At 71.1% G+C, this 13,207-nt stretch carries 14 protein-coding genes; 6 read left to right on the top strand and 8 right to left on the bottom strand.

The features are described 5' to 3' along the window. Positions 1–183: 183 nt before the first annotated feature. Complete coding sequence (locus tag DVK07_RS07840; protein ID WP_017344002.1) at positions 184–405, bottom strand: hypothetical protein; 222 nt, start codon at positions 403–405, stop codon at positions 184–186. A gap of 160 nt (positions 406–565) precedes the next feature. On the opposite strand from DVK07_RS07840, the gene DVK07_RS07835 reads away from it, so the two are divergent. Then, entirely contained in the window at positions 566–1,384 is an 819-nt protein-coding gene (locus DVK07_RS07835; protein ID WP_199719437.1) for an SDR family oxidoreductase, read from the top strand. A 34-nt stretch (positions 1,385–1,418) separates the two neighbouring features. Here DVK07_RS07835 and DVK07_RS07830 read toward each other — a convergent pair whose 3' ends face one another. The 3 genes from DVK07_RS07830 to DVK07_RS07820 form a co-directional block, all read right to left on the bottom strand. Continuing rightward, complete coding sequence (locus DVK07_RS07830) at positions 1,419–2,003, bottom strand: PadR family transcriptional regulator (RefSeq protein WP_121596568.1); 585 nt, start codon at positions 2,001–2,003, stop codon at positions 1,419–1,421. A gap of 105 nt (positions 2,004–2,108) precedes the next feature. After that, positions 2,109–2,948, bottom strand: a complete 840-nt coding sequence (locus tag DVK07_RS07825) for an ABC transporter permease subunit (RefSeq protein WP_121596533.1) — start codon at positions 2,946–2,948, stop codon at positions 2,109–2,111. Beyond that, positions 2,945–3,955: an ABC transporter ATP-binding protein gene (locus DVK07_RS07820; RefSeq protein ID WP_121596532.1), complete on the bottom strand. Its 1,011-nt coding sequence runs from the start codon at positions 3,953–3,955 to the stop codon at positions 2,945–2,947. The genes DVK07_RS07825 and DVK07_RS07820 overlap by 4 nt, the downstream gene beginning before the upstream one ends. A 160-nt stretch (positions 3,956–4,115) precedes the next feature. Between DVK07_RS07820 and DVK07_RS07815 the strand changes: the two genes are divergently transcribed. From DVK07_RS07815 to DVK07_RS07805, 3 genes are all read left to right on the top strand, one after another. Further along, a complete protein-coding gene (locus DVK07_RS07815; RefSeq protein WP_121596531.1) occupies positions 4,116–5,726 on the top strand; it encodes a heme-binding protein in 1,611 nt (536 codons plus the stop codon). A 469-nt stretch (positions 5,727–6,195) separates the two neighbouring features. Further along, complete coding sequence (locus DVK07_RS07810; protein ID WP_121596530.1) at positions 6,196–6,660, top strand: universal stress protein; 465 nt, start codon at positions 6,196–6,198, stop codon at positions 6,658–6,660. Positions 6,661–6,751: 91 nt separating this feature from the next. Then, the gene (locus DVK07_RS07805; protein ID WP_121596529.1) at positions 6,752–8,011 is read left to right on the top strand and encodes a DHH family phosphoesterase; all 1,260 of its coding nucleotides are present in this window, start codon (positions 6,752–6,754) and stop codon (positions 8,009–8,011) included. A gap of 34 nt (positions 8,012–8,045) precedes the next feature. On the opposite strand, the gene DVK07_RS07800 is transcribed toward DVK07_RS07805, so the two are convergent. The 4 genes from DVK07_RS07800 to DVK07_RS07785 all read right to left on the bottom strand — a co-directional run bounded on the left by DVK07_RS07800 (position 8,046) and on the right by DVK07_RS07785 (position 10,673). After that, a complete protein-coding gene (locus DVK07_RS07800; protein ID WP_121596528.1) occupies positions 8,046–8,954 on the bottom strand; it encodes a DUF106 domain-containing protein in 909 nt (302 codons plus the stop codon). A gap of 101 nt (positions 8,955–9,055) precedes the next feature. Beyond that, positions 9,056–9,679: an adenylate kinase gene (locus DVK07_RS07795; RefSeq protein WP_121596527.1), complete on the bottom strand. Its 624-nt coding sequence runs from the start codon at positions 9,677–9,679 to the stop codon at positions 9,056–9,058. 50 nt (positions 9,680–9,729) lie between these two features. Beyond that, a complete protein-coding gene (locus tag DVK07_RS07790; RefSeq protein ID WP_121596526.1) occupies positions 9,730–10,308 on the bottom strand; it encodes a GNAT family N-acetyltransferase in 579 nt (192 codons plus the stop codon). Further along, positions 10,305–10,673, bottom strand: coding sequence for a universal stress protein (locus DVK07_RS07785; RefSeq protein ID WP_017343991.1), 369 nt, complete (start codon positions 10,671–10,673; stop codon positions 10,305–10,307). The genes DVK07_RS07790 and DVK07_RS07785 overlap by 4 nt, the downstream gene beginning before the upstream one ends. Before the next feature lie 90 nt (positions 10,674–10,763). Here DVK07_RS07785 and DVK07_RS07780 point away from each other — a divergent pair, with 90 nt between their 5' ends. Then, a complete protein-coding gene (locus DVK07_RS07780) occupies positions 10,764–11,540 on the top strand; it encodes a DUF5806 family protein (protein ID WP_121596525.1) in 777 nt (258 codons plus the stop codon). A 2-nt stretch (positions 11,541–11,542) separates the two neighbouring features. Continuing rightward, entirely contained in the window at positions 11,543–13,189 is a 1,647-nt protein-coding gene (locus DVK07_RS07775) for an ATP-binding protein (RefSeq protein ID WP_394338879.1), read from the top strand. Positions 13,190–13,207: the final 18 nt, after the last annotated feature.

Raw genomic sequence — 13,207 nt, 5'->3', positions numbered from 1 at the left:
TTCGAAATTCGGAGCCGCTCGGGACTGAAACCGGATTTTAAGAAACATTTCGGAGCAGCGCTCGTCATCGAACGACGCAATTGTTGCTGGTGTTCCCCTCCGTGTCCGGCGCTCGATCGCGCGGCGCGTACGCGGGAGTCTGTCGGCGGCGACCCGGTCGCCCGAATCAGACGGCGTACGGTCTCACGGCCGCTCGGTCGCGTCCTCGTCGAACAGCCCGAGATCCTCGGCGACGAGGTCGGCGAGGCGGTCTTTGATCGCCGGGTCGACCTCGGCGACGGACTCGCCGTCGTGCTTCTGGGCGTTGTGTTTCTCGAGCGCGTCCGCGAGGTCGTCGAGCGGCACGCGGGTCTCCGTCTCGCACTCGTCGCACACGATCGGGACGGACGGCTCGTCGGTGGACATTACGCCGACAATCGCCCGTGGCGGATATATGCCTTCGGGCGTCGGAGCGAGGTCGGCGCCGCGCTCCGAACCGGGACGCCGATCCGGGCCGGGGCTCCGGTCAGCGCCCGCCGACGCCCCGAACCGCCACCGTCTACTGGTCGCGGCGCGAATTCCCGTCATGTACGTTCTCGTGACGGGAGCCGCCGGCGGGATCGGCGGGGGCGTCGCGAGCTCGCTCGCGGCCGCCGGTCACGACGTCCTCGGGGTAGACCGCGACGCGGCGGGGCTCGCGGGACTGTCCGACGCGGTCGAGACCGCCGCGATCGACCTCCGCGACGAGGCGGCCGTCCGCGACCTGCTCGCGGACCGCCCCCTCGACGCGGTCGTCTCCTGTATCGGGGGCTACGAGATCGCGGCGGCCGAGGACACCTCCGCGGAGGCGTTCCGGCGACAGCTGGAGACGAACCTGACCGCGGTCCACGTGACCGTCGCCGCGGCGCTCCCGACGCTGCGCGAGCGCGGCGGCCGGGTCGTCGTCGTCGGGTCGATGGTCGGCTCGGTGGCGCTGCCGTACCACGGCGCGTACAGCGCCGCGAAGGCGGGCCTCGACGGCTACGTCGACGCCCTGCGCCGCGAGGTCGGGCCGCACGGGGTCGACGTGACGCTCGTCGAGCCCGGCCCCGTCCGGACCGGGTTCAACGAGCGGGCCGCTGCGGCGATCGGGGGCGCGGGCGGCGCGGGGGCGAGCGACGAGAGCCCCTACGCCGACGCCTACCGCGCGTTCGAGGGGTACTCGCCGGCCGCCACCGACGTCGAGACGGTCGTCGAGCGCGTGGTGACCGCGACGACCGCCGACCGGCCGCGGACGCGCTACCGCGTGAGCCGCCGGGCGCGGTGGCTGCCGCGCCTCGCGAGCGTCCTCCCCGACCGGCTGTACGACCGCCTCGTGCGCGCGGGGCTCCCGGGCGGGCTCCTGTGGCGGCTGCTCCACCGGTGAGAGGCTCGTTCCGCCGCGGGCCGATCCTCCGGCGTCAGTCGTCGGCCGCGCCGGACGAGGACTCCTCGGCGCCGGACGCTCCCTCCGACTCCTCCGCGTCGGCGGCGTCAGAGCCGTCCGCCTCCGCGTAGAACTCCTCCGGGGAGGCGTCGATCCGCTCGAACTCGCCGAAGTCCCGCTCGTGGTGGCGGATCATCTGTTCGACGATCCACGCGCTGTACCGCTCCGAGAACCCCCAGTCGGCGTCCGCGTCGTCCACCTCGAAGCGGTCGTCGGTCGCGAGCGCGGCGTACAGGTGATAGAAGCCGAGGACGACGTCGCCGAAGTCGCTCGCCTCGCCGCCGATCTCGCGGCGCTTCTCGGCGAGCTCCTCGCGGCCCGCGTCGGTGAGCGCGAAGTACTTGCGGTCGGGCTCGTCGTCGCGCTCGACGCGCTCGGCGACGCCCTCCTCCTCGAACTTGTAGAGGATCGGGTAGACGGAGCCGTAGGAGGGCTCCCAGTGGCCGCCGCTAATCGACGTGATCTCGCCGAGCAGCTCGTACCCGTACCGCGGGCGCTCGTCCAGCAGCTCCAACACGAGGTACGAGATCAGTCCTTTCGGCGGGCCGCTTTTCCGCATCGTCCCGATTTTTCGGGGTCGCGTCGAAAGGGTTTCGGTCACGGCGATCACGGCCGAACGACCGGACTGAGAGCGCTTGACGGCCGATGTCGACGGTGATCCGGATCAGCTCAGGTCGGCGCGCCGGAAGCCGAGGTACCCGACGGCGAGCGGAACCGCGGCCCACGCGACCATGACCGCGAGGAACACGACGGGGCTGAGGAACGCCGGCGCGGGGCCGCCGGTCGCCGCCGCCACGCCGGCGTCGCCGAGCAGCGTCCGCTGGACGAGCGCGTTGTACGCGCCGGTCGGACTGAGCCCGCGCACGAGCAGGAACCACGCGGGCACGCCGGCGCCGGGGAGTCGGCCGGTGACCAGCAGGTGGACGCCGTTCGGGGCGAGGTCCCAGAGGAGCGTCAGGCCGAGGTACGCCGTGATAGCGAGCGTCATCGCCCGGGCCCGCGTCGCCGTGACCGCCGAGATCCCGACCGCGATCCCGAGGAACGAGACCGCGAGCAGCACCGTCAGCGCCGTCGTCGCGAGGAACGCGGCGACCGGGAGCCTGCCGTAGAGGGCGGCCGTGACCGCGCCCGAGATCGCGAAGCCAGCGGCGATCCCGCCGGCGACCGCGACGCCCCGCCCGAGGAACTTGCCGACGATCACCTCGCCGCGCGAGGGCGGAAGCCCGAGCAACACCTTCAGGCTCCCCGACTCCCGCTCACCGGCGACCGAGAGGTACGCCGCGATCAGCGCCATGATCGGGACGAGCAGCCCGGCGAACTGCGACGCGCCGCCGATAGCCGCCTCGGGACCGGCGCCCACGTCCGCCTCGGGGACGAGCAGCGGGAGCGCCGCAGACAGCGACGACACCGCGGCGATGACCGCGACGATCGCCCAGACCACCCGCGATCGGAGGGCGTCGCCGAACTCCTTGCGTGCGATCGTCAGCTGGACGCGCCGGGTCATCGATCCGCCTCCGGGCCGCGGGTGACCGGAGCGTCTCGATCCGGCGGCGACCCGCCGGTGTACGCGCTGAACAGGTCCTCCAGCGACGACTCCGCGATCGCGACGTCGAGGATCGCGGCCCCGTCGTCGCGGGCCCGGTCGATGACGTCGACCTTCGCGGCGGCCTCGCCGACGCGCACCCGGATCGTCCGGCCGTCGACCGCGACGTCGTCGACGCCCGAGAGTTCCCCGAGCGTCAGCCGGTCCGGGACGGCGTCGACCGTGAGCGTCACCGTCGAGCCGGTGTCGAGCGCCTCGCGGAGCCCGTCGATCGTGTCGACGGCGACGAGTCGCCCCCGGTCGAGGATCGCGACGCGGTCGCAGACGGCCTCGACCTGACTGAGGATGTGGCTGGAGAAGAACACCGTCTTCCCGCGGTCGGCGTGGTCGCGAGCGATCTCGCGGACGAGGCGGACGCCGTTCGGGTCGAGCCCCGACGAGGGCTCGTCGAGGATCAGCACGTCGGGGTCGCCGACGAGCGCGATCGCGAGCGCCAGCCGCTGGGTCATCCCCTTCGAGTAGCCGCCGACGGCGCGGTCGGCGGCGGCGGATTCGAGGCCGACGCGGTCGAGCAGGTCGTCGACGTCGTCGTCGGCGCCCTTCAACGCCACCGCGTACTCCAGGTTCTTGCGCCCGGTGAGCCGCTCGTAGAGCCCGTACCCGTCGGGGAGGATGCCGACCCGCTCGTGGACCGCGCGCGTCTCGGCCTGCGCGTCGCGACCGAGGACGGTCGCGCTCCCGGAGGACGGGCGGACGTAGTCCATGATCACGTCGATCGTCGTCGACTTCCCCGCGCCGTTCGGCCCGAGGAAGCCGAATATCTCGCCCTCGTACACGGTGAGATCGAGGTCGTCGACCGCGAGCACGTCGTCGCCGTAGCGTTTCGTCAGGCCGGTCGTCCGAACGGCGACCGGTCTGTCGTCGGTCGACGCGGTCGGGTCGTCGGAGGGGTACGTTTCAGCGGGCATACGACCCGAAACGTCAGTCTGACATAAAATGCTATGCGGGCGCCGCCGGCGTCCCGGCCGTGGTTCCGTTTCCGGCACGCGGGGCCCCGCGACCGTGGTTCCGTTTCCGGCACGCGGGACGACCCGCAAACCCCTAAGTCGCGCGGCCCGAACCCGACGTATGGTCGAGGCTCCACAGACCGCCGAAGGGTGGTTCTCGCTGCACGACTTCCGCTCGATCGACTGGGACGCGTGGCGCGAGGCGCCCGAGTCAGAGCGACGACGAGCGATCGAGGAGGGCGAGGCCTTCCTGAAACACCGCGAACTGGTCGCCGACGCCGACGACGGCGAGTCCGCGCTGTTCTCGGTGCTCGGGCACAAGGCGGACTTCCTCTGTCTCCACTTCCGGCCGTCGCTCGACGACCTCTCCGCGATCGAGCGCCGCTTCGAGGACACCGCGCTCGCGAAGTTCACCGAGCGGGAGACCTCCTACGTCTCCGTCACCGAGGTGTCCGGGTACGTCTCGGACGACTATTTCGAGGAGGGCGCCGACGCCGTCGACGAGGGGCTTCGCCGCTACATCGAGGGGAAGCTGAAGCCCGACATCCCGGACGAGGAGTACGTCAGCTTCTACCCGATGAGCAAGCGCCGCGGCGAGGAGCACAACTGGTACGACCTCGAGTTCGAGGAGCGCGCCGAGCTGATGGCCGGCCACGGCGAGGTCGGTAAGGAGTACGCCGGCAAGATCAAACAGGTGATCGCCTCCTCCGTCGGCTTCGACGAGCACGAGTGGGGCGTCACGCTGTTCGGCGCGGACCCGACCGACATCAAGGACATCGTCTACGAGATGCGGTTCGACCCCGCCTCCTCGCGGTACGGCGAGTTCGGCGACTTCTACGTCGGCCGCCGGTTCCCGCCGACCGACCTCGACGCGTTCCTCGCGGGCGAGACGGTTCCGACCGGGCGCGTTCCGGAGGAGGACAGCGGCGGCCACCCGCACGGTGAGGGCGGCCATCACGGCGACGACGAGGGGAGCCATCACGGCGAGGGCGGCGGCCACGGCGACGACGCGCACGGACGCGGCGAGGGGCACGACCACTCGGGCGCCGGCGGCGGCTCCGCGCACGGCGATCACCCGCACGGCGAGGAGGCCGGCGGCGAGGGGGACCATCCCCACGGCGAGGAGGAGGCCGGCGACGGAGCCTCCGGCGAGGACATCCGCGGCGAGCTCGCGGACCTCGACATCTACGCCGGGAAGCCCCACGGCGAGGACGTGTACGCCACGGTGCTGTACAGCGAGGCCGACGTCGACGAGCTGTTCGACGAGGTCGAGGGCCTGCGCGGCAACTTCGACCACTACGGCACCCACGTCAAGACCGCGGTGTACGAGGGGCGCCACACCGACCGCGCCGCGGTCGTCTCCATCTGGGACACGGCCTCGGCCGCGGAGACCGCGGCCGGGTTCCTCTCGGAGCTGCCCGACATCGTCGCCCGCGCCGGCGAGGAGTCCGGCTTCGGCACGATGGGGATGTTCTACACCGTCAAGCCCGACTACCAGTCGGAGTTCGTCGAGACCTTCGACGACGTCGGCGACCTGCTGGGGGAGATGGACGGCCACGTCGAGACCGACCTGATGGTGAACACCGAAGACGAGAACGACATGTTCATCGCCAGCCAGTGGAACGCGAAGGAGGACGCGATGGCCTTTTTCCGCTCCGACGAGTTCTCCGAGACCGTCCAGTGGGGCCGCGACGTGCTCGCCGACCGTCCCCGGCACGTCTTCTTAGCGTAACGGGACTGGACGCGCGCAGTCTTTTATAAATACGACGGGTCGGCAGAGAATTCCTCCAAATCCCCACCCGCTCGCTTATAAATAATCGACAATAGATCGGCGGCGAACGCCTCCAAAGCCCCAGCCGGCGAGGCGGGCGCACGCTCGTTGCGCGCTTCAGTCGCTCGCGTTGCTCGCTCCTTCCAGTGCTTACGTCGCCTGCGCCCGCCTCGCCGACTGCCCCTTTGAGTCCCGCCCCGCACAGCACCCCCTCACGCCTCCCCAGCCTCGTCGGTCGCCGTCGCTTCGCTCGGCGACCGACTCCCTCGCGCGTGCGACTCGCGACCGCCACAGGCGGCCGCTCGTCGGCACGCGCCGCCGCCCAGTCCGGCTATTTATAAATAGAACGTCGTCGCGCTCGCCTCGCTTCGCGCCGTCTCCCCTCCCCCGACCGCCGGGTTTTAGGTGCCGTTGCGGCGAACGGACGGCCATGTTCGACACCATCGTGGTCGCGACCGACGGCTCCGACAGCGTTCAGCGGGCCGTCTCGGTCGCGGTCGACGTGGCGGCGCGGTTCGACGCCGAGGTCCACGCGGTGTACGTCGTCGACGCCGGCGAGGTCGAGTCGTCGCCGGACAGGGTCCGCGAGGACCTCCGCGACGCGCTCGACGACCAGGGACGTGACGCGCTCGACCGCGTCGCGGACGCCGCGCACGACCGCGACCGCGACCTCGACGTCACGATCGAGGTCCGCGAGGGGCGCCCGGCCTCGGAGATCGATTCCTACGCCCGGTCGGTCGACGCCGACCTCGTCGCGATGGGGACTCGGGGGCGCCACGGCGAGAACCGCTTCCTCATCGGCTCCGTCGCCGAGCGCGTCGTCCGGACCTGCCCGGTGCCGGTGCTGACGGTGCGACAGCTGACCGACGAGGACCCGCGGCGGACGACGATCTGAGCGGTCGCGGAGGTCGGCGGCCGCCGAACGCGACGCCGCGCGACCGGCCCGAGAGCGGCGGAGTTTTCCGGCTGCCGCCCGCCTCGACGGTATGGACGACGACCTCATCGAGACGGGCGAGGCCCCCCGATCGCGGTACACGAAGCTGCCGGGGAAGGGATTCTTCTACCCCGACTCGCTGGACGACGAGCGCGCGGAGCGACGGGCGAGGGAGGCCATCGAGGGCTGCGAGGCGGTCGTGATCGCCGACGGCGACGCCGACGGCCTCGCCTGCGCCGCGATGATCCGCGAGGCGTACGACGCCGCGCTCGACGTCGAACCCTTCGAGGACGCCATCGCGGCGCGGCTGGCGGACGACGAGGAGGAGACCGATGACGACGCGGACGACGACGCGAGCGACGAGGAGTCCGACGACGACCCCCTCGCCGACGCGCACGCCGAGTCGCCGGTCGGCCTGCTCTCGGCGGGCCCGTACTCGATCGACACCGCGCTCGAACGTGTCGAGGCGTACGCCGACGACGGCATCGACCTCTTCGTCTGCGACCTCTGTCCCGACGACTACGAGTGGATCGCGGAGCCGCTTGAGGCGCTCGCGGCGTCGACCGACGCGATCCGCTGGTTCGACCACCACCAGTGGGACGACGACACCGCCGCCGCGGTCCGCGACGCCGGCGTCGACCTCGTCGTCGGCGACTCCGACGAGGAGTGCACCGCCGACGTGACGCTCCGGTCGCTGGAGTACGCGTTCGACGACCGCTGGACCGAGCTCGCGGAAGTCACGCGCGACCACGACCTCTGGATCAAGGAGGACCCGCGCTCCGACGACCTCGCCGACTACTCCTACTGGGCCGGCGCCGAGGAGTACGCGGCCGTGATCGGCGCGTACGGCGTCGACCTCCCCGAAACGGTGCGCTCGTTCGTCGAGGACCGCCGCGTGGAGAAGGAGGCCCGCATCGACCTCGCGGTCGACCGCGCGGTCACCCACGAGGTCGGCGACTGGCGCGTCGCGGTCACCTACGGCCGCTGCTCGCAGAACGAGGTCGCGGAGGGGCTCCGCGAGGCGGGCGCCGACGCCGCGGTGATCGTCAAACCCGCGGGGTCCGCCTCCATCCGCGGCTCCGACGACTTCCGGCACGCCCACGAGGTCGCCGGTCGCGTGAACGGCGGCGGCCACCCGCAGGCGGCGGGCTGTAAGCCCGACATCTACGACGACATGCTCGACTACGCCCACCACTGGAGCACCGAGGGGCAGGCGTGCAAGCGCGTCATCCTCGCGGCGTTCGAAGCGGTCGCCGAGGAGGTCGCGGCCGAGGAGAGCGACGGCGACGACGCGGTCGAAGCCGACGAGTAGGGACCGCGAGGAACCGAGAGGGTTCGCTCGTCGCCTACGAGGAGGACGGCGACATCTCGATGTTGAGGCTCTTCTGGACCAGCTGCGTGAACGCCATCGAGCAGAGGAAGTACCAGAGGATCCACATCTGGATCGGGCCGACGATCCCCGTGTCCCAGGTGACGGTCCCCGCCAGCGGCACGACGAGCTCCTGGGCGGCGACGGCCGGATACGCGGCCTCCGACCCGCGGTAGCCGATCACCCAGAACATCCAGAGGAACGCGGGGATGGTGAGGAACATGATCCACACCATCGGGCGGAACTGCTCTTTGAACATGCCGAGCTGGTCGCCCATCGCCTCCATCTGCTCTTCTTGGATCTCGTCGAGCGCCTCGTCGTCGTCGCGCTTCTCGGCCTCTTTCCGGCGCTCCTGGATGTCCTTCATCCGGTCCTGGTACGCGCCCATCTTCTCCATGTCCATGAGCCCGGCGCGCAGCAGCGTCGAGTACAGCCCCGTGCCGAGCGCGATGACCATGATCACGACGTAGAACGGGACCACGTTCAGGAGGGGGCCGAGAACGACGTCGATGGCGCCGGCGATCGCGTTCCGGACCGGGGGGACCGCGTACCCGACGAACGCGCCGAGCGTCGCGACCCCGGCGAGCTTGTCCCACTTCGACCAGGAGGTCGTCTCGGGCGTCTCGACGTCGCTCCCGCCGGAGTCGTCGTCATCTTCCAAGCCGGCCTCGATCCCCTCGCGGTCGGCTAAGGCGAACCCCTCCTCGCCGTCCACGAGGATCTCCTTCTCGATGAGCCGGCCCCACTGCCCGCTCGAGATTTCGTCGCGAACGTCGACCCAACGCACCTCGCCGCCGCTGGCGTTGTCGAGGACGACTTGAATGGCGTCCCGCATCTCGCCGTCCTCGCGGACCAGCGAGCGGACTCGCCGTTCGACTTTGCTCATTACCGGCCGGTTAGCGGTCGACGGTTAAGAACCTTGTAGGATCGTCGGCCGCGCGTCCGGCCCGTCACCGCGCGACGGACGGAGACCGGTTCTCGATCGCGTCAGTTCTCGACGACGTCGCGGATCCGGGCGAAGACCTCGTCCGGGGTCGCCTCGCCGTCGACCTCGACGAGGACGCCCTCGTCGCGGAAGTGGTCGATCACGGGCTCGGTGTTCTCGTAGAAGACCTCCAAGCGCTCGCGGGCGGTCTCCTCGGTGTCGTCCTCGCGCTGGATCAGCTCGCCGCCGCACTCGTCGCAGACGCCCGGCTCCTCGGGCGGCTGGAAGTCGACGTGGTAGTTCGCGCCGCAGTCGTCGCAGACGCGGCGGCCGGTGAGCCGGTCGACGAGCACCTCCTGGTCGACGTCGAGCAGGATGACGGCGTCGAGGTCCGTAATCTCCGAGAGGTACTCCGCCTGCTCGATGTTGCGCGGGTAGCCGTCGAGGACGAACCCGTCGGCGTCGTCGAGCGCGGCCTCGACGATCTCGTTGACGACCGGGTCGGGGACGAGCTCGCCCGCGTCCATGAACGACTTGGGCGTGCCGTACTCCGTCTCCATCTCCTTGTTCGCGCGGAGCGCGTCGCCGGTCGTGACGTGCTCGACGCCGTACTCGTCGGCCAGCTTCGCGCTCTGCGTCCCCTTTCCGGCGCCGGGCGCCCCCAACAGCAGAATTCGATGGCTCATACCGGAGCGGTCGCGGGCCGCCCCTAAAGGCTTGAAGATTCCGGCCAACGCTACTCGTCGCCGTCGTCCGGATCGGGGTCGACGTCCTCGTCGTCGCTCGCGTGAAGCCGCAGCCCCATCTCCAGCTCGAAGCTCTCGGCGTCGGAGGTCTCGAAGCCGATCTTCTTGTACAGCGAGACCGCGGCGCGGTTCCACCGCTCCACCGTGAGCCACACTTTCTCGACGCCGTTCGCCTGCCCGTGCCCGAGCAGCCCGCGGATGAGGTGGGTGCCGATCCCGGCGCGCTGGTACTCCTGGTGGACGAAGATCGCCAGCTCGTAGGCGTCGCCGTCGGGGACGAGCGTCGCGTGGCCGGCCGCGTCGTCGCCGCACCAGGCGATCACGTTGTAGCAGTCGTCACAGAGGATGGCGTCGAGCCACTCGCGGATGCGCTCCTCGCCGCCCGGCGGGATCCCCTGCGCGCGGTCGGCCGGGTCGAAGGCGTCGTACATCTCGACGAGCGCCTCGCGGACCGCCTCCTCGCCCGCGTACGGCCGGACCTCGATCGCGCGGTCCTCGCGGTCGGTGAACGCGGTCGGCGGCGGCGGGAACTCGTCCGCCACCGCGTCCGGGTAGCCTCGGTCGCTCATCTGACCAGCGTGACCGACGTCTTCGCGTTCAGGAGAACGAACTCCGCGATCGACCCGATCGTGATCTTCCCCATCGGACTCGTGTGACCGCCGCCCAAGACGATCTCCTCGAACCCCTCGGTCTCGGCGATCTCCACCAGCCGGCTCCCCGGGTCGCCCTCGACCCGTCGGACCTCGGCGTCGATTTCGGCCTCGTCCGCCGCCGCCTCGGCGCGTTCGACGACCTCGTCGGGCGACACAGAGGAGTCCTCGTTGTCGACCACGGCGATCGTCAGGTCGTCGTTCGCGACCGCCGCGCGTTCGACCGTCCGGTCGAGCGCGCGGAACGAGTCGTCGCTGCCGCCGATCCCGCAGAGCACCTTCATGCCCCATCCCTCCACGCGGCGGTACAAAAGTGGATCTCCGAGCGGGCGACCACCGACAAGGCTTTTGCCCGCCCGCGAGGTTTCGAAAGTATGAGCGAACACACCGGTTCGTCGGCCGACGCGCCCGACGAGACCGGCGACGCCCCCGCGGACCGGTCCCCGCCCGAGGATCGATCCTCCTCCGAGGGCGACGACGGGGAACCCGACTCCCGAGCGGGCGACGGAACGGACGAGGAGACACCGGCCGCGGGGCCGGACGCGGCCGACGCTGACGAGCGGGATTCGACCGGTGGCGATCAGGATACGACCGCGACCGACGACGACTCCGACGACGACGTGCCGCGGGACGTCCGGAAGTACGAGCGGTTCAAGAAGATGGACGGCGCGCGCTACGAGCGGGTCAACGAGTTCCTCCGCGACCGGACGTACATCACGGCCCGCGAGTGGGCGATCGCGCGGCTCTGCGCGGACTTCCGCACGGAGACCGGCGTCGAGATGACGAAGATCGGCGAGAACCTCCCCGAGCTCGTCCCCTTCATGACCGACACCTACACCCCGCAGGCCGTCAATCAGGCCCGCTACTCCTTCGAGGAGAAGGTGACGAAGGCGGGCGCAACGTTCCTCTACGGCGCGATGTCCGGCTTCTTCACCGCCGAGGACTTAGACGAGATGATGTACGAGGTGACGGAGGTCGCGAAGTTCCTCCTCGAAGTGGAGGGCGTCGACCTCGCGGTCGCCGACGAGTTAGAGGCCGAGGATCGGATCAGCGAGGTGATGCGCGAGGTGCGCGCCTCCTCCGCGGACCTCCGGGGCGAGGAGGTGCGCTGCCCCGAGTGCGGTCACGTTCACACGCCGGCGGACGAGTGACCATGGACCGCTTCCCCGAGGCGATCGACGCCACGCCGGACCCGACGCTGGTCGTCGACGGCGACGGCGTCGTCCACGCCGGGACGCCGAGCGTCGAGGCGGTGTTCGGGCTCGACCCGGACGACCTCGCGGGCCGGTCGATCGGCGACGTGTTCGAGGACCCGACCGAGCTGGACTGGGGCGGCGGCGGGTCGGCGCCGCCCTCCGGCGTCGACGACGACAGCACCGGAGCCGGTGGTTTCGGGAGCGACGAGCCGAGCGAGAGGGAGGCAGCGGACTCTCGCCACGACGTGCGGGCGCTCATCGAGACGACGCGCGCCGGCGAGACGCGGTCGCTCGCCGACGGGTTCGAGCTGGCCGTCCGCCGCGGCGACGGCGTCCTCGTCCCGGTCCGGGTCAGCGTCGGCCCGTTCGAGATCGACGGCGACCCGTACGCGGTCGTCACCGCGATCGACGTCTCGAACGAGCGGACGCGGCGGCTGGCGCTCCAGCGCCGCACGGAGACGCTCGAATCCCTCCACGAGGCGACCCGGGAGCTGCTGAAGACGACCGACAGGGAGGCGGCCGCCGAGGCGGCGGTGGCGTACGTCGACGACGTGCTGGGTCATCCGATCGCCGCGATCTGGCTGTACGACGAGGGGGAAGACGCCCTCGAACCGATCGCCTGGACCGACACGGCGGACGCCGTCGTCGGCGACCACCCGACGTTCGCGGCCGACGAGCGGAGCATTACGTGGGACGTGTTCGAGAGCGGGGAGCCGACCTACGTGGCCGACGTCGCCGACGACCCGGACCGCTACGACGACGGCGAGACGATCCGGAGCGAGCTCGTCGTCCCGCTCGGGCGGTACGGCGCGTTGAACGTCGGCGCGACCGTTCCCGACGCCTTCGACGACTCCGACCTCGCGGTGGCGCGCATCTGGGCGGCGACGGTGACGATGGTGCTCGTCCGCATCGAGCGGGAGCGGCAGCTCCGGCGCCGCGAGGAGGAGGTGGCGCGCGAGCGCGACCGCTTGGAGGAGTTCGCCAGCCTCGTCTCGCACGACCTGCGGAGCCCGCTCAACGTCGCGGCCGGGAACCTCGAGATCGTCAGCGACCGGCTCGCGGACGAGTCGGTAGACGTCGAGGAGCTCGGCGCGGTCGAGCGCTCGCTCGACCGGATGGACGCCCTCATCGAGGACCTGCTCGCGCTGGCGCGGCAGGGGTCCGGGATCGACGAGACCGAGCCCGTCCCGCTGGCCGACCTCGCCGCGGAGTGCTGGGAGACCGTCGACACCGAGTCCGCGACGCTCGCGGTCGAGACGGACGCGGTCGTCGAGGCGGACCGCAGCCGCCTGCGGCAGGCCATAGAGAACCTCTTCGGCAACGCGGTCGAACACGTGGGGCCCGACGTAACGGTCACGGTCGGCGCGCTCCCGGACGGCGACGGGTTCTACGTCGAGGACGACGGCCCCGGGATCGACCCGGCCGACCGCGAAGAGGTGTTCGAGGCGGGCGTGACGACCGACCCCGACGGCACCGGGTTCGGGCTGAAGATCGTCGCCGAGGTCGCGGACGCGCACGGCTGGGCGGTCGAACTGGTCGACGGCGAGGGCGGGGGCGCCCGATTCGAGTTCCGCGGCGCCGACGTCGAGTCGGGCGGCGAGTAGGCGAGCGGCGGGAGCGAC

This window comes from Halorubrum sp. Atlit-26R (assembly GCF_003666015.1).
Lineage (GTDB): Archaea > Halobacteriota > Halobacteria > Halobacteriales > Haloferacaceae > Halorubrum.
This window is presented reverse-complemented; position numbering and strand designations above follow the sequence as displayed.